The organism is Acanthopleuribacter pedis (assembly GCF_017377855.1).
Lineage (GTDB): Bacteria > Acidobacteriota > Holophagae > Acanthopleuribacterales > Acanthopleuribacteraceae > Acanthopleuribacter > Acanthopleuribacter pedis.
This window is the reverse complement of the sequence record NZ_JAFREP010000057.1, coordinates 1-21,330: the sequence shown is the minus strand read 5'-3', so window position 1 is coordinate 21,330 and position 21,330 is coordinate 1. Positions and strand designations below refer to the sequence as shown.

The window sequence follows — 21,330 nt, the reverse complement described above, 5'->3', positions numbered from 1 at the left end:
GAGGTTCGCCATGTTTCGGTTTTTATGCATCTGTTTGTTTACAATCCATTTATCCGCGGGCGAGACCAACGCTCAAGATCAATTCTGGAACGCCCTACAGGCTCGCTGCGGCCAGTCCTTCAAGGGCGAAATCGCCCTCAATAAGTCCACCCATCAGTTGGCCGGCACCCTTGAGATCAAAGTTCACAAGTGTTCACCCAAACGGATCGAGATTCCTTTCGCCATTGGTGATGATCGCTCCCGTACCTGGATCCTGACCCGCACCCAAACCGGTCTCCGTCTGAAACACGAACACCGCATGCCCGACGGCAGCCTGGATAAGGTCACCGATTACGGCGGCGACACAAAAGATCCCGGCCAAGCAAACCGACAGTCCTTTGTCGTTGATGCCTATACCCGCGATTTGGTGCAAGGTACCGACCAAAACATTTGGGTTTTCGAAATCAAAGACGGAACCCTCGCCTATGAACTCTACAAAGGCGATGCGTCACCCGTTTTTCGGGCCGAGTTCGCTTTGTGATGCATACCCCGCCCAAAGGCCCTGCACCGCGCGGTTCGGTTCGTTGATCTGATGCCGACGCCGCGTTTGGGTTTTCGATTGGATGAAACGTTCGATTCGGTTTGTTGATCTGATGCCGACGCCCTTTGGGTTTTCGATTGGATGAAACGTGCGATTCGGTTTGTTGATCTGATGCCGACGCCCTTTGGGTTTTCGATTGGATGAAACGTGCGATTCGGTTTGTTGATCTGATGCCGACGCCGCCGGCGTCTACATGACGGGAACCCCCGGGGACCCAGAGCAAATGGTTGTGCCACAACCATTTGATCAGGGCTGAAATCCACAACACCTTCAGTGTTGCCGGTCGTGGTTCGCCGCCGGCTCACAGTTTTAAATGAGTGGTGGTCCCCAAATGGCGGTGTGCGTACACCTCCGGTGTACGCCGGATCAATGTTTTTCCCCGCATCCGTTTTCATGTACACCGGATCATTATTTTTCCCGCATCCGTTTTTAGGCACACCGGATCATTGTTTTTCCCGCATCCGTTTTTAGGCACACCGGATCATTGTTTTTCCCCGCATCCGTTTTCATGCACGCCGGATCATTGTTTTTCCCTGCATCCGTTTTCACGTACGCCGGATCATTGTTTTTCCCGGCATCCGTTTTCATGCACGCCGGATCATTGTTTTTCCCTGCATCCGTTTTCATGTACGCCGGATCATTATTTTTCCCGCATCCGTTTTTAGGCACACCGGATCATTGTTTTCCCCGCATCCGTTTTTAGGTACACCGGATCATTGTTTTTCCCCGCATCCGTTTTCATACGAGCCACGTCAATGTTTTTTCATGTGTTCGTTGTTATGGGGAGCCGGCGTCGCGGTTCGCGGGTTAGGGTTCGAATTTTAGGACGGTGGCGCCGTCTTGGCGGCGTTTGTGGCGCTCTAGTTTTTTCGCCCTGGCCAAGGCGCGGGGAATGACCTCGCGGTAAATGGGGTTGGCGATGTCGAGCCGGGGCTCGTCGACAACCAAACCCAGGTTTAAGGCGTAATCGAGATCGGCGGGCGGTAGTGCGTCCCAGCGGGTTTCGCCGGCCAGAATGCGTTCCACGATTTGACGCACGCGGTTGTCCAAAAGACGGTCCGCGAAATGTTGAAAATGGGGATCGTGGCTGTCGATCATCGCTTCCTGGGCACAGACAATGTGCTCCGGGGTAATGGTTTTGTGCTTACCGGCGAGTTGAACGGAGATGTCGGCCATTTTGTTGACGAGCCAAGGCTGACCCCCGGTCCAAACGGTGACCAGTTCCACGGTTTCACGGCGGAAATCTTGGCCCGTATGTTTGGTGTGCTGCGCTAAGAGACGACCGACCTGCTCCTTGGAGAAATTCCCCAACCGCAAGGTCGTTGCGGAAACATTAAAGGGACACAGGGTGTCGGCGAGACGGCCACCGACCGCTTCCGGTCGCATCGCGCTCACATCACCAACGCCGCACAGGAGCACCGCATGGGGGAAACGCGAACCGCGCCATTCGTAACCAGTCCGCAACTGGCTGAGCACCGAATAGAGGGTGTCGTCTTTAAGGGCGTCGGCCTCGTCCAATAAAAGAACGAGCGGTCGATCCATGCGCGAGGTCCACGACATCAGCACAGACTGAAGCGCGGTTTGCGGGGTCTCCCGCTGGTGGACCGCGTGGTAAATCGAGTCGGGATAGGTATCACCCAGCTGGAACTTGGCTTCACGGGCCAGGGTGGCGAGGATCGCCAGAATATCGCGTTCTAAATGAGCGTGACGGGTAACCGCGTTGCCGAGGTTAAGTTGCAAACACGCAAATTCGCCGATGTCGTGCAAGAAATCGCGAAGCGCACGAAGAAAGGTTGTTTTGCCGCTTTGTCGGGGTGCATGCAGAGAGAAGTACTTACCGCGGCGGATGTGGCCCATGATCTGGTCAAGGTTCATGCGCTCAAGTGGTGGGATGTGGTAGTGAAGCGAGGGGTCGATAGGACCGGTGGTGTTGAAATACTGCATGCTCATCGATGACCCTTCCTTGCCGCGACTGATGGGACGGCGTTCAATAAAATGTCCATTGTTCGTAGGAAATCCAACCTCTCGTGTTGTTATCTTGCCTATTCGAAACACGAAAACTCGTCAAAAGAACATAGCGAGGACGCGTCGAGTAGCGATTCAAAGGATAACCTTACCCTATATCGCAGCAAAAGAGCCGTTTTTGTGTCAACCCGATTCCATCGGGAACGGCTGTCACGGCCTGGATGTGCATGAACCATTCCAAATAAAGGTGTTCGCAGCCAGGAATGCGTTCATCGCGCAAGGACAAGGATTTCCCATGATTCGCCCAACCGGTGAAAACAGTTGCTACCACCCTATTTTTTACCGATACCGCGGCGTGGGCACTTCTGGCTCACAGGCTCACAATATCAACATAAGTACTTTAATTACAAATGATTACAATATATTTTCAAATAAATAATGGACCGGAACAACCAAAAGGCGAAAAGCAGCGCAAAGTAGGGCCGGAAACAGGTAGCGGGCAGGCGGGGGTGTTCGCATTCGAGAATGGGTGTTTGGCTGGTGAAACAGAACCCATATATCAAAGCAAGATTTAATCCAGGATCCCAAAAAGTGCGCCGCCCCATTTTTTTGCCCGCGCACCGACTGAAAAAACAACTGTTTTCTTGGGAATTTTGTATCTAGACGGATGCGGCCGGGTACTTATGCGGGTACAGGCAAGCCATTCTCCCCATCCATCCTGAATCCATTTGATCATTGAACACCGGAATCTCACCACGTATTCCGCGTTCCTGGAAAAACAAACCTTTCCAGCGAGCAGGGATTGAAAAGTGCCGCCTGACACGCTTGCATCTACCATTCGGGCTTCCCCTGAAGTTTCGGGTCACCGCTTAGGTTCAACGCTTGCAACCTCGCCTAATTTTGCGCATCGCCCATGCGTCGCTCATTGCTTTAAGCCTGTATCACAGTTTTTAAACCCTTGTAATGATTCTCCTTAGACCACGGTTTTGTGAAGTGCGAGAGCCGTGGTTACCCGAGGCTCAGCGCGAAGGATTGAACGGGTAATTAGAATCGTCGGAACACAGCTCTCTAAATACCAAGATCGTTCACCTTCAAGCTTTCACTGCGCCCCGCGGTTGTGACGGCCCATACTCTGAAGGAACCATCTGCCACACCGCGGGGCAAATTTTTTGCCTCCCGAAGGAGAAACGACAGGGCCTGCCTTTCGAAGGAACGACATCGGCCGTTCCCCTCGCAGAAGGACTCTTGGCGGCAAACCCCTGGGTAGCCCGCAATTCTCACAAGGAATTCTGCTACGGGGCAACCCATGCGATTACGAGGGGGCGGCCTTCCGCATTACTCGGTCGAGCCGCCTTCGCCTCAGCTGCTACGCCTGGGCCGTCTCTCGGTCGTAATCTTCGTACTCACAAGGCTTTCTGCTTCTCGCGACGAATCCTCGTGAGAAATGCGGGCTAGCGGCCTTTAAATTCCGGCTTCCGCTTCTCAATGAACGCGGCAAGGCCTTCTTTGGTATCCTCGGTGCCGGCCAACAAACCAAACAGGGCGGCTTCAAAACGCTCGCCGTCCTCACGGCTCATTTCGAAACCGCGGTTGACGGCCTCCATGGCGTGGCGCACGGCCAAAGGCCCTTTGCTTTGGATCGCGGCAGCGATGGCGTGGGCTTTTTCATGGAGCGCTTCCGGGGCAACCACATGGTTCACCAAGCCGATTTCGTGGGCGCGGGCGGCGGAAATCATCTCACCGGTCAGCACCAATTCCATGGCAATCCCTTTGCCAACCAGACGCGGCAATCGCTGGGTTCCGGCGTAACCGGGAATTAAACCCAAACCCACCTCGGGCAAGCCAAAACGGGCTTTTTCGGAAGCAACCCGCATATGGCAGGCCATGGCCAGTTCACAACCACCACCCAGCGCAAAGCCGTTGACGGCGGCAATGACGGGTTTGGGACAATTCTCAATCAGATTAAAAACGCGTTGACCGCGCTCGGCCAACCGGCGCGCGGCCAAGGGTTCCAAGGTGGCCAGTTCTTTGATGTCGGCACCGGCCACAAAAGCCTTCTCACCGGAACCGGTCACCACCACCGCGGCAACCTCTTCATCAGCGGCCACTTCACGGAAGCAGGATTCTAATTCTGAAAAAACCTGGTCGTTCAAAGCATTTAGCGCCTTAGGCCGGTTAATGGTGACCAGCGCCAGGCGGTCTTTTTTCTCGAGCAAAATGGTTTCCATAACGCGTGCACTCCCTTAATTTATAGAAGGTGAACAAACTCAATCACCAAGGTGGGCAAGGCGGCCCGCGGCCTAGCCCGCATTTCTCACAAGGAATTCTGCTTCTCGCGACGAATCCTTGTGAGAAATGCGGGCAAGAACCGACAAAGCAGCATCCGGCCACACCGAACCCCGAACAGGTGGTCGGGAATGAACCGCTTCGCAGAACCAAGGCGCGCCGGCAGGCCGTGCATCATGCAAACAACCCAATGGCAAACGTCACCGCGGCCTCAAAAGATGCGGCCCAAAACACCTTCATGATCCGGTAAAGCCTACCATTCCGCGACGCGAAACAACAGGCCGGGAATCGGCTCAGCGGGTGCGCGTGGTGATATACCGAACTTGGTAACTGACAGTGGCAATGGGTTCGTTTTTGCGAATATTAAACTTGGCAATTTTTGAAGCGCCGTACTTCAAATCACCGAGCGGTTCGGAAGCCTCGACGCGTTCTTCATTCTCAAAAGTCACGATCATTTTGACCTGTACGTTGTTCACGCCCAAGGGTTGGTTGACATTCACCTCGGCATCGATTCGGTAACCGTCGGCGGTTTTGGTCATGCGCTCACGGGCCACATAAGCGTCTTCATTGCTGGTGAAGCGGCGTTCTTTGGTTTCGCCCAAAGCTTCGGTGCCGGTCTCGGAAGTGGGAAGCGAAACACGGTCCCGCTGCGCGGTGCTGGGCAAATCGCGGGTACTGGTCAACACAATGGGTCCACGTTCCTCTTCTTGCTCGGGCTCGGCAGGCGCGGCGGCGGCTTTCTCGGCAGCTGCCTCGGCCTCTTGCTCTTTTTGGAAAAGCACGGCCTGGCGATGAATGGCCAAACGGCGGTTTCGCTCCAGCGTCTTTTGCTGGTCAATCATTTTGGTGGGAAAGGTGGATTTCTGCCCATTCAACAACACCAAATGCGCCATTTTCCCGTCGAAAAGGGGCGGCTCTTTGATTTTGAGGACTTTGTCATTGACCAGAACCACCTCGTAGGGATGGTCATGCGGCGCCGGCGCCGCATTCTGGAACGGAAGGATTGCGAAACACAGCAGTAAAGAGATCGTGGTCATCCTAAGCCTCTTCGAAATGATTCTTTTCGGCCATTATAACCGATCCGCGGCCAAACGGCGGCACATCAATTGGGCTACGCCGCTGTCCCGCTTGTGCTTAACCAGAGCATCAAAGGGGCCGCCTACCCCATTCAACACGAGCAGGGTCGGAACCTCAGGATGATGGATCACAAAACCCCAAATCCTTCGCCACCATTTCTCACCAAAACTCCCGCGGGGAACCTTTGGTGAACAACGCGGCTTAATGAAGGACAACCCCGGCCAAACGCTTTTTCAACTTGCGCGTGGTCGCCTCAAGCTCAAACCCGGCCCGCAGCGCGACCAACACGGTATCATCACCGGCCACGGTTCCCGCAACCTCGCGGAACTGATTCATTTCTAAGTTATAAGCCAAGGCGTTGGCATGGCCCGGTAAGGTCTTGATGACAATCATATTGGGCGGTGACAACACAAAATCAAGCTGAGACTTGGCCGCTGCTTGCACACCGACCACGGCGTAACGACCACGTACCTTGCGAACCCCTAACTTTTTAAGGTGGCGCGAGAGCTGCGGCTGGGTTACCCGGAACTCCAATTCCGCCAGTGCATTCACCAGGGCGGTTTGGGTGTCGATGCTTTGTTTTTCAATTACCTGAAGGATCGCGTCATCAATATGCATGAAGCCATTTTCGCTCAATCTTAAGGAAAAATGCAAGTATCGCCTCTTAACTGTTGCATTTTAAATGAAAACGCATAAAATAAGCGATCTCGACATTTTATGTCGCTTTATCCAGCATAAACCCTGCATTTTCGGGAAGGTGGTTGTATGAAAGTTGTTTTGGCCTATTCAGGCGGTTTGGATACCAGCGCGGCAATCGGTTGGCTTAAGCAGGTACGCGGTGCGACCCGCGTCATCGCCGTTTTGGTGAACGTCGGTCAGGAAGATGATTTCCCCATGCTGGAGGAGCGCGCCTACCGATTGGGCGCGGACCAAGTTCACATCGTCGACCAGCGCGCGGCCATGGCCGAACAGGGCATCGCGCCCATGCTCAAGCTGGGCGCGGTTTACGAGCAAGATTATTTGTTGGGGACCGCGGTCGCCCGACCTTTTATCGCCGACGCCCTGGTGCAGGCGGCCTTGGAAAGCGGCGCCGGCGCCATTTGTCACGGGGCCACGGGCAAAGGCAACGACTACCTGCGTTTTGAGCAGCGCGTCAAAATCCTGGCCCCGGGTCTCCAGATCATCTCGCCCTGGCGGGAGTGGGCCTGCAACGGTCGCGAAGAAGCACAAGCGATGGTGGCGGCGAGCGGTGTCTCGATTCCCGCCAAAAGCTTCGATTATTCAGTAGACGCCAACTTGTGGCACACCAGCTACGAGGGCGGCACCCTCGAAGATCTCGGCCAGGCGCCCGCGCCTTTTTTCACCGAGAAAATGAGCCAAACCGGCGAGGTAACCGTTTCCCTCAAATGGGAAAAAGGTACCCCAGTCGCGCTAAACGGCAAACACCTGCCCTTGGCCGAACTGATCACCCAGCTCAACCATTTACTCGAACCAACCGGTCTGGGCTGGCTCGACCTGTTGGAGACCCGCACCAACGGACTCAAATCACGCGGTATTTACCACACCCCGGCGGGGACCCTGCTCTACAAAGCCCGCACGGCTTTGAATCAATGTTGGTTCGCCAAACCCACGCTCGATTATCTGGCCAAAATGGGCACGGATTACGGCCGCATGCTGTACCAAGGCCTGTGGCAGCATCCCATTCAGAAAGCCATGCAGGCGGCGGCCGATTCCCTTTACGCGGAAACGGCGGGAACCATTGCGCTTAAGGTCACCGGCGCAACGGTCCACATCCTCTCGCGAGAAGCCTCGCCCAACCTGTTTGCGGATCAGCTGGGCGGCTTTGGCCACATGGACCAGTGGAACGCGGCTTACAGCGAAGCGCTCGTGTTCTTCCAACACCTACAAAACTACTCGGTTCCGGCGGAGTTTGGCATCCAACAACCGGTCGCTTAAGCCGATCATCACGTAAAAAAGGGACGCCGCCTCACGGACGGCGTCCCTTTTGTTTTGGGTGGATTCACTTGGTCTAGAAGTCGACCTTTACACCCAAACGACCCCAGAGTTTGTACTGTTCGAATTGGATGGGATTGTTGCGGTTCCCCTCGTAAAGCACCACTTCTTCATCGTTGAGGTTCACCAGTTCCACGTAGATCTTGTAGCGATCGGCGGTGTAGGAACCGTTGAAATCGACCTGAAAGTGCTCGTCCACATAGAGATCCTCTGAAGCGTCGCCGCCGACTTCATCCAGGTATTCGCCGTGGAGGTTGCCGGAAAGCCGCAAGCTCAAACCATTGCGCTCGTAAATCAGTGCAAGGTTACCGAGGCTTTCGGTTTGACCAGGCAAAATCGTGCCCTCGCGATCTTGGAAGGCGGCTTCCGAATCGGAATAGGTGTAGTTCAGGTAGAAACCCAAACCGTTTTTGAACATTTTCTGGAACGCCAGCTCAAACCCGTAAAGTTCCGCGGCTTCCCCGTTTAAGGGGCGGGTCACTTCAAATTCTTCACCGTCGATCAGCTCGTCATTGCGGAAGATATAGATGTAGTCTTCCATGTCTTTGGTGAACAGGCCGGCCGACAACATCCCGCCGTCCGCAAAGTAGTGTTCGAACATGATGTCGGTGTTCCAAGACTGGGTAATTTCCAGATTGGGGTTACCCTCTTCGATTTCGAAATCTTCCTGCAAGATCAATCGGTAAGGGACTTGATCGTAAACCCGTGCCCGGGCATAGGTTTTGGTTTGGGCGAAACGAAGTTGGGTGTTTTCGTTGAAGCGGTACTTCAGGTGCAACATGGGCAGGAAAATAGCCTCATCGTTGTCACCGGGAACGGGGAGCGTGCTCGCGTAATCGCCTTCATCGTCGAACAAGACTTGGTAACCAACGTAATCGGTGGAAAACGATTCAAAACGCACGCCCGGCAGGATCATCAGGTTGTTGCTCATTTCGATGGTGCTCATGAAATAAGCGGCGGTCAAATCTTCTTCCAAACGGTAATCGGCGGCGTCCGTCTCGAAGTCCACTTCTTCACCGGCGCCAAAACGGTTGATGATGTCGGCCACCTGGGCGCGTCCGTGGAAGGGACCCATGGCGTATCGGCCACCCAAGAAACCGGAACGGTTGTACCCGGAATCCAGGTAATCGCGCAACATGATGTCGCCGTCAATGTCGATTTCAACGGCGTTGTTGTCGCGCATTTTTTCTTTTTGGCGGTGCTTCAAGCCGGCTTTGAACAAAGCCGTGTGATCACCAAAAACCACCGGCCACTCGTAGGAAGCTTTGAGGGTCAAGTGCTCGTCGTTGGTGGTGTTGTCCTCGCGAACAATTTCATCCAACACATAGGCGTTGACGTCCTGGTTGGTGGGGTTGGGCTGAATGTTGGTGCCGTCGAATGAACCAGAACCAAAGTTGGGATTGAAGATGACGTCTTCTTGTTCGAAGGTGGAATCGAAGCGCCCCGGCTCGGATTCACGGGCGTAGCTGTAGTTGGCGCTGACCTCGAAATGGCCGAGCGCGCCGGTGATGATGTCGGCCTTGGCCTGCAGGGTCAGGATGCTTTGGGTTTCGTAACGATCCTTGAGTTCGCGCTCCAAAGTATCTCTGTCCACGCGGTGGCGCAGGCGGCGGCGGAATTCATGGTCGTCGAACTGAGAATAAGAACCGTTGAGTTCAAAGTTGGCGTTCACCGAGGGATTGTAATCAAAAGCCAAATGAGCGCCGATTCGCTCGCGGTTGACATCGTAATCCCGTTGTTCGAGTTGCTCGGGCAAGCCGTCGTCGTATTCGACCTCGAAGTTGTCGGTGCCGCGGTCGGTTTCTTCAAAGCTCAGTGAGCCGACCAAGCCGTATAAACCGTTTTGGAATTGTTGACCGAACAACAAGCTGCCGCCGGAAATAGGCTCTTCCTCCAACTCGGTGTAACCGTATTCCACGGAAGCGGCCAGCATCCGTTCACGCGGTGCCTTGCGCAAACGGAGGTTGACGGCACCACCAACGGCGTCGCCGTCCATGTCGGGGGTAATCGCCTTGGTCACCTCGATGGCTTCCAACATTTCGAGGGGAACGACATCCAGCGCCACGGTGCGTAAGTCGCCTTCCGGCGCGGGCAGCGGTTCACCATTGAGCGCGGTTTGGTTGAGGCGGGCCTCGGTGCCGCGTACCTGAACGTAGCGGCCTTCGCCCTGATCACGGGCGATGTTGACGCCGGGCACGCGTTGGGTGGCCTCGGCGGCGTTGGTATCCGGGAAGGCGCCGATTTGGTCGGCGGCAACAATATTTTTGATGGTATTGGACAAACGCTGTTGGTTTAAAGCACGGGCCTGGCCTTCGCCAATGCTGCCCAAAACGAGGATTTCTTCCCCGGTCGCATACAGTTTCATGGTGACTTCACCCAGATCGTTGATACCGGGTTTCACATCAACCGTTTTCTCCAGCGATTCGTAGCCGGGAAACTGGAACAACACGGTTTGGTTGCCGGTTTTCACGCCGGACACAGAAAACAAACCTTGGCCGTCGGTTAAGGTCGCTTGACCGGCGGCAAAAGCAACCACCACATCGGACACATGTTGGTTGTCCTCATTAATCACGGTCCCACGGACAATACCGAGGTTTTGATAAAAGCCATAAAGCGAGCTACTTGAAATCAATAAAACACAAATGACGATTGCTCGAGCAAAAACCTTGTTCATCTTTTCGCCTTTCGTTGAGAGGTGGGGGAAAAAGCAGATCAGCGCGTTTTCTCACAGGAGAACCGTACGGCCGAAGGGTAAAGCGGTATACGAACCCGCGACCTGGCGCCAAGCGACGCCGACTTCCCCATCAAGCGGTTTGGAGGATCGGTCACGGATCGTGCGGACCCTTCACGAGGCGCGGTGTTCACGCGCGGGAAAGGGGCGGCATCAAGTGCCGCGCGATTGTTTACCAGGTAGCGAAAGATAAGCGTTAGGTTTCTGTTAGATTTCGATGAACATCTCAGTGATTCACGGCGGCGGCGCGGCCCTACGGAACCAAGAGCAAAATGGGTTTTTCAACAACCTCTAAAAACTGAACACCGGGCGAAAAAAGATCGCCGTCCATTTGCGCCGGTGCCATGGTCGCACCCTGGTGAAAACGCACGGTGGTCGATTCAAAATGACGCAAACCCGGTTCCTCTCGATGGGTTCCCCGCCAGGTACGCCATAACAACCGCAACATGGTGCGCCTTGGTTTTTCTCCCACGGTTAGGACCGTAAAACATCGATCATCCACCCCGCGTTCGGGAGCGACCAGGTAGGCCCCACCGTAATGACGGAAGCGAGAGACCAACACCCAAGTCGCACGGCAACGCGTGCCGTCCGCCAATTCGAGGGTCATGGGCGGGTAGGCGTAGGTGAACAAGCCGCGCAACAAGGACCACGCAAAAGCCGCCTTGCCGATGCGATTTTTTAACCATTGCGGGACATCCCGCAAAACGGCGGCGTCCAAACCGAGGCTCACCATCATCAGAAACAAGCTACCGTCGTCGGTGCGGCCGGGATAAAGGCGACGGGTATGGCCGGCCAAAACCATGGCGACAAAGGCCTCAATGCTTTTGGGCAAGTCGAACTCAATGGTGATCACATTGGCGGTGCCCATGCCAAAAAAAGCAAATCCGGCATTGGCGGGCGCGGCGTTGAGGACATGCCGAAAGGTACCGTCGCCGCCAATCACAATGACGCGATCTTCCGGCGCCACCACGGCGCAGTGCTGTCGGAAGGCGGCGGGATCGGGGTCGGTTTCCAGCAAAGAAACCGAGCAACCGGCGTTTTGTAACGCGGCTTGGATTTGGTGGGCGGTTGCGAGGCCGGCCCCGCGCCCGGAAACGGGATTGAACATGCACCAGTATTTCAAAAAGCGGTTCCCACCTTCCCTAAGGTACGCGCATCGACAGGAGAAAACATCCGACGGCCGATCCCCAAAAAAACGGGCTAGTTTAACACAGGCTCCCCTACAACTCACCAAAGAGCCTAGCCCGCATATCTCAAACAAGGAATTCTGCTACGGGGCAACCCATGCGATTACGAGGGGGCGGCCTTCCGCGGGGCGGCCTTCCGCGGGGCGGCCTTCCGCGGGGCGGCCATCCGCCTTACTCGGTCGAGCCGCCTTCACCGTAGCGCTGCTACGCCTGTGCCGTCTCTCGGTCGTAAGCTTCGTACTCACAAGGCTTTCTGCTTCTCGCGACGAATCCTTGTGAGAAATGCGGGCTATCACTGGATGGAATCCGCGTATTAATAATGTATGGAGGTCGCAAAGATCCCAGACCTCGGCAACCGCACCGGTCAGGTACGGCGACTACGACATTTTGACATACCGAGAAACCGATTGATTTTTGCGGCGGGGCGCGGCTTGGTGCTACAATTGTCGGGTTTTGCCAAACGCCGTGTTTGCCAAGGGTTTCCCGTCTTCCGCCCTAAAATCCCATGGTTCATAAGGAATGACACCGTATGACGCGCCTTCGGTTGCGAACCCCTAAAACCGGTTTGGTCAAACTCAAGGCGCCGTTTTAACGTTTCTATCCTATGGCACCATATTTGCCTACGGCAAGCGCATGCGCGGCCGCGATCCGGCCGCTCCGATATAACGATCCCCGCTTTGAGGCCCCTCCTTTTTGAATTCCGGCGGCCCACTTTTTCTCCCTAGACGAGGCACAACATGAGCGAAGAAACAATCCGAGAAGTTACCGAAAAGGTCAAAAAACACAATCAATTTATTGACGGCGTCATGATGGAGATTCGCAAGGTCATCGTCGGCCAGCGTTACATGTTGGACCGCCTCATGATCGGCATGATTACCGGCGGCCACGTGCTCATGGAAGGTGTGCCGGGTCTGGCAAAAACGCTTTCGGTGAACACCATGGCCAATACCTTGGATATGTCGTTTAAGCGTATTCAGTTCACGCCCGACCTTTTGCCCGCCGATATTTTGGGTACCTTGATTTACAACCAAAAGGACGGCACCTTCGAACCCAAAAAAGGTCCGGTCTTCGCCAACCTGGTTTTGGCCGACGAAATTAACCGCGCCCCGGCCAAGGTTCAGTCGGCGCTGTTGGAAGCGATGCAGGAAAAGCAGGTCACCATCGGTGATACCACCTATCCCCTGCCCAAACCCTTCCTGGTTCTGGCCACCCAAAACCCGATTGAGCAAGAAGGGACCTATCGCCTGCCCGAGGCGCAAGTGGACCGCTTCATGTTGAAACTCAACGTGGGTTACCCCAGCAAAGCCGAGGAACGCGACATTATGGATCGCTTCACCAGCGGGGGCAAAATCGAGACCAACACCATGGCCACCCCCCAAGACGTGTTCACCGCGCGCGAGGTGGTCGGCGAAATCTATGTGGACGACCGCATTCGCGACTATATTATTGAGCTGATTTTCGCGACCCGCGAACCAGCCAACCACGGCCTCGCCAAACTCACCGAGTTAATCGATTTCGGCGCCAGCCCGCGCGCCAGTATCGCCCTCCTCAACGCGGCCCGCGCCCATGCCTTTATCCGCGGCCGCGGTTACGTGATTCCCGAGGACGTCAAAGCCATCGGTTTCGACATTTTGCGCCACCGCGTCGGCTTAACCTTTGAGGCCGAGGCCGAAAACGTCACCAGTGAAGAGGTTATCCAAACACTGTTTGACGAGGTTGAGGTGCCCTAGGCCATGGACGCCAAGGAAATTATTCGCCAAGTTCGGCGTATCGAAATCAAAACACGCAAAATGGTCGACGAAACCCTGGCCGGTCAATACCACTCGGCTTTTAAGGGCCAAGGCATGGAGTTTTCCGAGGTACGCGCCTACCAGGCCGGCGACGATATTCGCGCCATCGACTGGAACGTAACGGCCCGCTCCGGCGGCGAACCCTTCATCAAAAAGTTCGCGGAGGAACGGGAACTGACGGTCATGATCCTGGCTGATATGTCGGGCTCCCAAGAGTTCGGCTCCAGCAGCAAGGCCAAGCGCGATTTGGCGGCGGAACTCACGGCCCTTTTCTCATTCTCGGCCATTCGCAACCAAGACAAGGTCGGCTGCTTGATCTTCACCGACCAAGTGGAACTGTTTGTCCCGCCGAAAAAGGGCAAAAAACACGTGCTGCGCCTGGTTCGCGAAATCTTGGCTTTTGAGCCCAAACGCGTCAAAACCGACATCGGCGAGGCGCTGAGCTATTTTTCGCGGATTGTGAAACGCAAAGCAGTTGTGTTTTTGATCAGCGATTTCCTCGACCAAGGTTACGAGAAACCCCTGCGTTTTGTGCGCGGGCGCCATGACCTGGTGGCCATCCCCCTGGTTGACCCACGGGAACTGGAACCGCCCCAATCAGGCCTTTACGTGCTGGAAGACGGCGAAACCGGTCACGAGACCTACGTCGATTTCGGCAGCAAACGGGTGCGTGAGGCCTACATCCGCCAAGCCAAGGCGATTCGCCAAAACACCTTGCAGACACTCAAAAAGTCGCGGGTCGATACCATCCCGCTGGAGTGCGGTGAAGACTACGACACCGCCTTAATGAATTTCTTCAAGATGAGGGAGATGCGACGTTGATGCAACCACCAACCTTGCGCCGCACGATCTTGGCCGCGGCTTTTTTGATGTTGCTCCCATTTGCGACGGCCGCCGATCCCGAGATCACCACGGATATCAGCCTTGAAAAGGCGGCCATCGGCGATGCGGTCCAACTTACGGTCCGCATTTACCACGACGGCGACTGGACCTTCGACCGGACCTTGCCCGAAGAAAAACTCGGCGAGGCCCACATCCTCTCGGCCGAATGGCGCGACATCCCCCCCGCCCCCGACAACCCGCAACACCAAGTGCAACTGGACCTGTCTCTGGCTTTTTACGATACCGGTGAAATGATTATCCCGGAGCTGGCTTTGACCGGCAGCCGCGGTGGCGCAGCCGAGCCGCAAACCTTCTACACGCCGGAGCAAATGGTGGTCGTGGAAGGTGTTTTGGCGGACGAAAACGATCAGCAAATGGCCGATGACCGGGAAAACCTCGACAAAAAAGTGTCCCCGCTGCTGATGATCCTGGCGATCTTGGTGGTGGTCGCGGTTTTGGCAGTCGCGGGTTATTTGTTCCACCGCTGGCGCCAACCCAAACCGGTGGTGGTCAAAGCCGAACCGGCGCTGCCCCCGTTCGACGAGGCGATGCAGAGCCTGGAAACGGTGACCTCCGGTTCGCTGCTCAAGGAAGGCCGCGTCAAAGAATTTTATGTGGAAATTAACCGCATTATCCGCCACTACTATTCGCGCCTTTACGGGATTAACGCCGAGGAAATGACGAGCTTCGAACTGGAACAGTGGTTTGAGGATCATCCCGAAATTTCGGCGGAACTGATCGGGCTCAACCGGGTTTTCCAAGAGCTGTGTGATTCGGTGAAGTTCGCAAAATACGAACCGGTGGAATCCGAAAACCAAGAGAACGTCAACCGCGCCTACCAAATCGTGCAGCATCTGAAACCGCGCAGCGAGGAAACCCCGGCGCCCAAACAGGAGGACGACCATGTGGCAGTTGGCTAATCCATGGTACCTGCTCCTGTTGGTGGTGCCGCCGATCCTGCTCGGTTTACGGCTGTGGGGCAACCGACGCGGACGCGCCTCACTGTTGTTTAGCGGCGGGCCGTTCCTTGAAAACCTACCCAAAAGTTGGCGTGCCCGCATTTCGCCACACATCCATTGGTTGCGTTACCCGGCGTTGGTGTTGCTGATCATCGCGCTGGCACGCCCCCAAGCAGGACAAGAACTTCAGGAAATTAACACCTTTGCGGTGGATATCGCCCTGGTATTGGACGTCTCCGGCACCATGGCACAGCGGGACATGAGCGACGGTCGCCGCTCCATTTCTCGGTTGGACGCGGCCAAGATGGTGATGTCCGGGTTCATCGAACGCCGCCAATCCGACCGCATGGCACTGATCGCCTTCGGAACCTATAGCCTGACCCGCTGCCCGTTGACAGTTGATTACGCCCTGATGCAAACCGCGCTTGAAGACATCACCATGGAGTTGTTCCCCGAGGAATTGCGCCGCACGGCCATCGGCAACGCCTTGGCCACCGCGGTCGGTCGCCTGGAAAAAAGCGACGCCAAATCGAAAGTAGTGATTCTGCTGACGGACGGCGACAACACGGCGGGGAACATCGCGCCGAAAACCGCGGCCGACATCGCCAAAAGCGAAGGCGTCAAGGTGTATACGATCGGCTTCGGGACCCCCAACCAAACCGACGTCAACGAGGACCTGATGCGCGACATCGCCACTTCGACGGGTGGCCGGTTTTTCCGCTCCAAGTCGTTGGCTGATTTGGAGCGCGTCTATGAAGAAATTGACGCCATGGAGAAAAGCGAGGTTCAAGTGCGCAACTACACCCTTTGGGACGAGTTGTTTCACTGGTTCCTGTGGAGCGGCGCCGCCTTGCTTCTGCTCGAAGTGTTGCTCAACCAAATTTTCTGCCGCAAAGTACCCTGATCCCACATCCGCGAGGACCCTTCATGAGATTTGCCGAACCCAACCTGCTGTACCTGCTTTTTTTGGTGCCCACCCTGATCGCGGTGTTTGTTTACGCAGAACGTAAACGCAAGGCCCAGCTAAGCCATATGACGGTAAACGAAAAGCCGGGCATGGTGATGGGCGCGGGTTTTGAACGGCGCCTGGCGTACACCATCTTGCTGAGCCTGGGCACCCTGTTTTTGGTGCTCGCCGCGGCCCGTCCCCAGTGGGGCACCAAACTGGAAGAAGCCAAAGCACGCGGGATCGACATCATCATCGCGGTCGATGTGTCGGCCTCGATGAGCGCGGACGACGTGTCGCCCAACCGCATGGCGCGCGCGCGGCAGCAGGTGGATAAGTTCCTCAACTTGTTGGAAGGCGACCGCGTCGGTCTGATTGCCTTCGCGGGAAGTGCCTTTACCTATTGCCCGCTCACCTTGGATTACGGTTCGGTTCGCCTGTTCCTCGACAGTTTGGAGCCTGGCATCATCACCGATCCGGGAACCGATATTCCCTCGGCCGTTCGCGAGGCCGGGCGCGTGTTTACGCGCGCCAAGTCCACGGCTCAGCGCGTTCTTGTGGTCTTTAGCGATGGCGAGAATCACGAGGGCGATATCAACGCGGCCGTCGCCGAGGCGCGCGACAACGGTATGACGGTGTTTACCATCGGCATCGGCAACCCGGGTAAATCCGGCTCGCGCATTCCCATCGGCGAGGAAAACGGCGAAATCGTGTACAAAACCGACCGACAGGGCCACATTGTTTTTTCTCAATTAGATGAAGCAGCACTCCAGGAGATCGCCACCAAAGGCGGCGGCGATTATTACCGCATTTCAGAGGCGGGCATCGAACTCAGCCAGATTTACAAGTCACTAAACCTCGCCCAAGAAGCCGAATTCAGTTCGCGGCGCGGACAAACCATGGAAGACCGTTTTCAATATCCGCTGTTGATTGCGCTGGCTTTTCTGATCAGCGCCTACAGTCTTGGTCATCGTTCCTTTAAGAAATTGCGTCGTACTCAGGAGGTGCATGGATGAGACCGCGATGGGCGGGCCTATGCCTGCTTTTGCTGATGATCCCCGTATCGGCCCAAGATCTTTTGGATCGACAAACCCCACTGCAGAACAACGAGGCCAATCGCCTCTACGAACAGGGCAAGTACGAGGAAGCGCTCCAAAAGTACCAAGAGCTGTACGAGCAAAATCCTTACGACCCGGTGGTGGCCTACAACCTGGGGAATACCTATGCCAAGATGGGCGAGGCGGAAAAGGCCGACGAGTTTTACAACAAAGCCATGCGCGGTGCCGATGACGAGGCGCAGAAACGGGCGCGTTTCAACAAAGGCAACATGCACATGCGTGGCGAGCAATTCGAAGACGCGATCAAAAGTTATGTTGATTACCTGCGCCGCAATCCCGACGATATCGACGCCAAACGCAACCTCGAGCTGGCCTTGCGCGGTTTGAAGCAGCAACAACAGCAACAACAGCAACAGCAGCAAGAGAACCAGGAACAGCAACAGCAGCAGACGGATCAATCGGAGCAAGCGCCTCAGCCGAACCTGCCACACCAAGAGCAGGAGCAGCAGGAAAAAGCCAAGCAAGAGAAAGGGCAACAAATCGAAGAGAACACGCCCCAGGGTCAACAGCAGGGCATGGAAGACGAGGATAAGTTGCCTGATGAGGCGCGCAAGCTGGAAGAAGAAGATGAATCGCGGCCCGACCGTCCCGAAGACCAAAAAGAAAAGGACATTGACGAGTGGAAGGACCAGATTTTCGAGGCCCTCGCCGAGCAAGAGAAACAGCAGCAAAAAGATTATCAAAAACGCAAAATCGGCAAACATCCACCCAAGGCAAAGGACTGGTAGTCATGAGAAGCACCCTCACATTTTTGTTGGTAGCCGGTTGGGTGGCGTTGCTCGGGGCACAGGAACCCGAGGTGACGCTGGACGTCAGCCCGCGTGAGATCGGCATCAATGAAACGCTGAAGTTCCAAATCACCATCAGCAATGGGCCGCGTGGGCGAGCGCCTTCCTTCCCGAACGGTTTCGACGGCGGAGATTTCCGCCTGATCCAATCGCAGCCGTCGACGAGTTCCCAAACCTCGATCCGAAACGGGGTCGTCAGCAGCGTGACAAGCTACACCTATTACCTGCGCGCCAACAAGCAGGGAACCTTTACCTTTCCCGCGCAAACCGTTCAGGTTGGTAGCGAGCGCTATACCAGCAAACCGGTACAAATCACCGTGGGTGATCAGGTGACCTCGGTGCCGCGCGGTCAGCGCCGTTCCCCGTGGAGTTCCTTCTCCGACCCACCCCAACGGCAACAACGTCAGCAATACGAGATCTTTGCCGAAATGGAAACCCCCCGTAATACCTATTACCTGGGCGAGGCGATTCCCCTGGCGATTAAGGTCTACCGCACCCAGGGTCTCAACATCAACGGCAACGGTTCCTCCATGGACCTTCCCGATTTCACCGATTTTTGGGTAGAAGACGTCGACCGCGAGACCTGGCAAGACACGGCGATTCGCGACAACAAGCGCTACCAGGTCGACACCTTGGCCGAACGCGTCCTTTACGCCAACAAAGCAGGCACCTTTAAGATCCCGGAAACACGCTTTAACCTCAACGTGCAAGTGGGGAACAGCTTTTTTGCCAATCGGCAAATGGTCGAACGCTTCACCAACGCCTTGGAATTGGAGATCAAACCGCTACCGGACCAGGGCAAACCCGCCGGGTTCACCAATTTGGTGGGTACCTTTAAGCTCAAGGGTGAACTGGACAAAAACGAACTGAAGCAGGGCGAATCGCTTTCGTTGAAGCTGATCGTCGAAGGCAACGGAAACTTCACCGCGGTGCGGGATTTCGACCTGGAGTACTTGAAGCGCGACTTTGAGATCTATCCCGGCGGCACACCGGACACCGAGAAAAAAGGCGGCATGGTTGCTCGCAAAAGTTGGGTGTACGCGCTGGTCCCCAAAAATGCGGGTGAGCAAAGCATTGCCTTGCCGCAACTGAGTTTCTTTGACCCCGATAAAAAAGAATACCGGATGACCCCGGAGAAAGCCCTGTCCATCAATGTGTTGCCCGGCGAAGTGCTGGACGGCGGACGCCTGACGGCCGGTCGCGAACGGGGCGAGATCATCGCGGAACAGAACTTGAGCTACATCAAGCTGGGCGATTTGGGCGAGATCGGCACAACCGTGCGGTTGACCTCCCCCATGGTATTGGCGCAACTCGCGGGCGCGGTTCTGTTTGCGGATTTATTGCTGTTCCTGGGGTTGAGCCTGCGTCACCGCGGCTTGGCCTTTCGCCATGCAAACCGCGGGCGTTTCGCATACAAGCAGTTCCTCAAGCAGGTTTCCGGCTTGTCGAACAAAGAAGGCGAGGCCTTTTATGCAGGCCTTCACGATGCGATGATGTCGTTTTTCGGCGATAAATGGGACCGACCCGGTCAGGGTTTGAGTTTGGAGATCATCCGAACCACCTTTGAGAAAAAGGGTTACCCGACCGAGGGTTGCGAAGCGGTGGCGGCCTGTATCGAGTCCATCGAGATGGCACGCTACACCGGCAGCAGCGCGGCCTCGCGCGACCAATTGTTGGATAAGGCCAAGGCCGCAATCAAAACCTGCGATGAGGTGATGGCATGACACTGGCACTCCTGATGTGTTTGACCTGGGGCTGGAGCACGCCGCAGGAATCCTGGCAGCAGGGCAACGCGGCCTACCAGCAGGAACAATGGGCCGCGGCGATTGACCATTACGAGGCGATCCTGGCCGAGGGTCAAAGCAACGGCAAGCTGCACTACAATTTGGGCAACGCCTATTTCAAAGACGGTCGCCTGGGGAAAGCGGTGTTGCACTATTACCGTGCGCAAAAGTTTTTGCCAGGTGATGCTGATGTGCAGAACAACTTGGATATCGCCAACCAGAACCGCGAGGACCCCATCATCGAAAACGAGGACGAGGCCTTTTTGAGTCACATCAATTTCGTGTGGCACCGCATCCCCTATTCGGTGGTGTTTTGGTCGTGTTTGATGGCCTTGGTGATCGCGGGTTTTGCGTCATTGTTGATCATCGCGAAACCGGACATTGGAAAGTGGGCGGGTTACCTGCTGGTTGTCTCGGCGCTGCTGGGTTTGTTGCTGATGGGCACCGCCTTTTTGCAGCACCGTCAATTGGTGCGCGAAGATTTTGCGGTTATTTTGGCGGAGAAGGTTCCCGTATTGGCGGGGCCGCAAGCGCGCGAGACGGTGAATTTCACCATCCACGAGGGCATCCGCTGCCTGATTTTGGACGAGACACCGGGCTGGTACCGCATCCGTTTGGCCAACGGTTACAACGGCTGGGTTCCCCAGAGTAGTTTGGAACGGATTTAACCGGTGTTAAAGCACTCTTTTGCCGGCACCTTCAGTGCCTGCTTTTTGGGTACCGCGGTGAGCCAGGGTAGGCCCCTTTTTCAAAGGGCCCGACCCTTCGCTGCCATAATTAGTCCTTACAGGACAGCGGGTTGAGGTCCGCCTTCGGCGAACATTTAAATGAAGGGTGGGCCCCGCTTATGGGTGTGCTCGTCCCTTCAGGACGAACCGGATCAAGCCCCCGCCACCCCCGCTATGTTACACGCAATTGTTCCCCGTCTTCGCCCAAGACACCGCAATCTTCACTTGTGGGCTGATCCGGCGTGTGCTGAAGGTACACGCACACCGCCATGCGCGGACCATGCTTCATTTAAACGTAAGCCTACCAACGAGCAGGCAAAAACGCGCCCTCGCTTCCTTTAAGCTAGAACCACGAGCCAACGCTAGATCAGGTTGAAGGTCTCGTGCTCATTGGCAAATGCATAGGGAAGCTGAAAGCCGCGGCCGTTGCGGATTCGCATAATCGTTTCCGACAGATACTTCTTCGGGTCGACACCGCATAAAGTGCAGGATACGC

General features: G+C 55.8%; 17 protein-coding genes. 10 read left to right on the top strand and 7 right to left on the bottom strand.

All coding sequences use genetic code 11. The features are described 5' to 3' along the window. Nucleotides 1-10: 10 nt before the first annotated feature. Nucleotides 11-520: a hypothetical protein gene (locus J3U88_RS32960; protein WP_207863474.1), complete on the top strand. Its 510-nt coding sequence runs from the start codon at nucleotides 11-13 to the stop codon at nucleotides 518-520. A 489-nt stretch (nucleotides 521-1,009) separates the two neighbouring features. On the opposite strand, the gene J3U88_RS32955 is transcribed toward J3U88_RS32960, so the two are convergent. The 5 genes from J3U88_RS32955 to J3U88_RS32935 form a co-directional block, all read right to left on the bottom strand. After that, the gene (locus tag J3U88_RS32955) at nucleotides 1,010-1,207 is read right to left on the bottom strand and encodes a hypothetical protein (protein WP_207863472.1); all 198 of its coding nucleotides are present in this window, start codon (nucleotides 1,205-1,207) and stop codon (nucleotides 1,010-1,012) included. A 180-nt stretch (nucleotides 1,208-1,387) separates the two neighbouring features. Continuing rightward, nucleotides 1,388-2,530, bottom strand: coding sequence for an ATP-binding protein (locus J3U88_RS32950; RefSeq protein ID WP_207863470.1), 1,143 nt, complete (start codon nucleotides 2,528-2,530; stop codon nucleotides 1,388-1,390). 1,466 nt (nucleotides 2,531-3,996) lie between these two features. Then, a complete protein-coding gene (locus tag J3U88_RS32945) occupies nucleotides 3,997-4,773 on the bottom strand; it encodes an enoyl-CoA hydratase-related protein (protein WP_207863468.1) in 777 nt (258 codons plus the stop codon). Between the two features lie 351 nt (nucleotides 4,774-5,124). Further along, a complete protein-coding gene (locus tag J3U88_RS32940) occupies nucleotides 5,125-5,868 on the bottom strand; it encodes a hypothetical protein (RefSeq protein WP_207863466.1) in 744 nt (247 codons plus the stop codon). A 241-nt stretch (nucleotides 5,869-6,109) separates the two neighbouring features. Next, a complete protein-coding gene (locus J3U88_RS32935; protein ID WP_207863464.1) occupies nucleotides 6,110-6,526 on the bottom strand; it encodes an arginine repressor in 417 nt (138 codons plus the stop codon). A gap of 147 nt (nucleotides 6,527-6,673) precedes the next feature. Between J3U88_RS32935 and J3U88_RS32930 the strand changes: the two genes are divergently transcribed. Then, nucleotides 6,674-7,864 carry an argininosuccinate synthase gene (locus J3U88_RS32930; RefSeq protein ID WP_207863462.1) on the top strand — a complete coding sequence of 397 codons (1,191 nt, stop codon included), beginning with the start codon at nucleotides 6,674-6,676 and terminating at the stop codon, nucleotides 7,862-7,864. A gap of 73 nt (nucleotides 7,865-7,937) precedes the next feature. Here J3U88_RS32930 and J3U88_RS32925 read toward each other — a convergent pair whose 3' ends face one another. Further along, complete coding sequence (locus tag J3U88_RS32925; RefSeq protein WP_207863461.1) at nucleotides 7,938-10,595, bottom strand: TonB-dependent receptor; 2,658 nt, start codon at nucleotides 10,593-10,595, stop codon at nucleotides 7,938-7,940. Between the two features lie 310 nt (nucleotides 10,596-10,905). Beyond that, nucleotides 10,906-11,775, bottom strand: coding sequence for a diacylglycerol/lipid kinase family protein (locus tag J3U88_RS32920; RefSeq protein ID WP_207863459.1), 870 nt, complete (start codon nucleotides 11,773-11,775; stop codon nucleotides 10,906-10,908). Between the two features lie 801 nt (nucleotides 11,776-12,576). Between J3U88_RS32920 and J3U88_RS32915 the strand changes: the two genes are divergently transcribed. The 8 genes from J3U88_RS32915 to J3U88_RS32880 are packed head-to-tail and all read left to right on the top strand — an operon-like array spanning nucleotide 12,577 to nucleotide 20,774. Further along, on the top strand, nucleotides 12,577-13,569 hold the full coding sequence (locus tag J3U88_RS32915; RefSeq protein ID WP_243436286.1) for an AAA family ATPase: 993 nt from the start codon (nucleotides 12,577-12,579) through the stop codon (nucleotides 13,567-13,569). A gap of 3 nt (nucleotides 13,570-13,572) precedes the next feature. Further along, complete coding sequence (locus tag J3U88_RS32910) at nucleotides 13,573-14,451, top strand: DUF58 domain-containing protein (RefSeq protein ID WP_207863457.1); 879 nt, start codon at nucleotides 13,573-13,575, stop codon at nucleotides 14,449-14,451. Beyond that, nucleotides 14,448-15,431 (top strand): hypothetical protein, encoded by a 984-nt coding sequence (locus J3U88_RS32905; protein ID WP_207863455.1) that lies wholly within the window; start codon nucleotides 14,448-14,450, stop codon nucleotides 15,429-15,431. The genes J3U88_RS32910 and J3U88_RS32905 overlap by 4 nt, the downstream gene beginning before the upstream one ends. Next, nucleotides 15,415-16,374 carry a vWA domain-containing protein gene (locus J3U88_RS32900; RefSeq protein WP_207863453.1) on the top strand — a complete coding sequence of 320 codons (960 nt, stop codon included), beginning with the start codon at nucleotides 15,415-15,417 and terminating at the stop codon, nucleotides 16,372-16,374. The genes J3U88_RS32905 and J3U88_RS32900 overlap by 17 nt, the downstream gene beginning before the upstream one ends. 23 nt (nucleotides 16,375-16,397) lie before the next feature. After that, nucleotides 16,398-17,432 carry a vWA domain-containing protein gene (locus J3U88_RS32895; protein ID WP_207863451.1) on the top strand — a complete coding sequence of 345 codons (1,035 nt, stop codon included), beginning with the start codon at nucleotides 16,398-16,400 and terminating at the stop codon, nucleotides 17,430-17,432. Then, nucleotides 17,429-18,262 (top strand): tetratricopeptide repeat protein, encoded by an 834-nt coding sequence (locus tag J3U88_RS32890; protein WP_207863449.1) that lies wholly within the window; start codon nucleotides 17,429-17,431, stop codon nucleotides 18,260-18,262. Before J3U88_RS32895 ends, J3U88_RS32890 begins: the two co-directional genes overlap by 4 nt. A gap of 2 nt (nucleotides 18,263-18,264) precedes the next feature. Next, entirely contained in the window at nucleotides 18,265-20,046 is a 1,782-nt protein-coding gene (locus tag J3U88_RS32885) for a BatD family protein (RefSeq protein WP_207863447.1), read from the top strand. Next, entirely contained in the window at nucleotides 20,043-20,774 is a 732-nt protein-coding gene (locus tag J3U88_RS32880; RefSeq protein WP_207863445.1) for a tetratricopeptide repeat protein, read from the top strand. The genes J3U88_RS32885 and J3U88_RS32880 overlap by 4 nt, the downstream gene beginning before the upstream one ends. The last annotated feature ends 556 nt before the right edge of the window (nucleotides 20,775-21,330 follow it).

Coding starts and splice junctions, on each gene's coding strand:
- J3U88_RS32960 (WP_207863474.1), top strand. CDS start 11: ATGTTTCGGTTTTTATGCATCTGTTTGTTTACAATCCATTTATCCGCG.
- J3U88_RS32955 (WP_207863472.1), bottom strand. CDS start 1,207: ATGAAAACGGATGCAGGGAAAAACAATGATCCGGCGTGCATGAAAACG.
- J3U88_RS32950 (WP_207863470.1), bottom strand. CDS start 2,530: ATGAGCATGCAGTATTTCAACACCACCGGTCCTATCGACCCCTCGCTT.
- J3U88_RS32945 (WP_207863468.1), bottom strand. CDS start 4,773: ATGGAAACCATTTTGCTCGAGAAAAAAGACCGCCTGGCGCTGGTCACC.
- J3U88_RS32940 (WP_207863466.1), bottom strand. CDS start 5,868: ATGACCACGATCTCTTTACTGCTGTGTTTCGCAATCCTTCCGTTCCAG.
- J3U88_RS32935 (WP_207863464.1), bottom strand. CDS start 6,526: ATGCATATTGATGACGCGATCCTTCAGGTAATTGAAAAACAAAGCATC.
- J3U88_RS32930 (WP_207863462.1), top strand. CDS start 6,674: ATGAAAGTTGTTTTGGCCTATTCAGGCGGTTTGGATACCAGCGCGGCA.
- J3U88_RS32925 (WP_207863461.1), bottom strand. CDS start 10,595: ATGAACAAGGTTTTTGCTCGAGCAATCGTCATTTGTGTTTTATTGATT.
- J3U88_RS32915 (WP_243436286.1), top strand. CDS start 12,577: ATGAGCGAAGAAACAATCCGAGAAGTTACCGAAAAGGTCAAAAAACAC.
- J3U88_RS32910 (WP_207863457.1), top strand. CDS start 13,573: ATGGACGCCAAGGAAATTATTCGCCAAGTTCGGCGTATCGAAATCAAA.
- J3U88_RS32900 (WP_207863453.1), top strand. CDS start 15,415: ATGTGGCAGTTGGCTAATCCATGGTACCTGCTCCTGTTGGTGGTGCCG.
- J3U88_RS32895 (WP_207863451.1), top strand. CDS start 16,398: ATGAGATTTGCCGAACCCAACCTGCTGTACCTGCTTTTTTTGGTGCCC.
- J3U88_RS32890 (WP_207863449.1), top strand. CDS start 17,429: ATGAGACCGCGATGGGCGGGCCTATGCCTGCTTTTGCTGATGATCCCC.
- J3U88_RS32885 (WP_207863447.1), top strand. CDS start 18,265: ATGAGAAGCACCCTCACATTTTTGTTGGTAGCCGGTTGGGTGGCGTTG.
- J3U88_RS32880 (WP_207863445.1), top strand. CDS start 20,043: ATGACACTGGCACTCCTGATGTGTTTGACCTGGGGCTGGAGCACGCCG.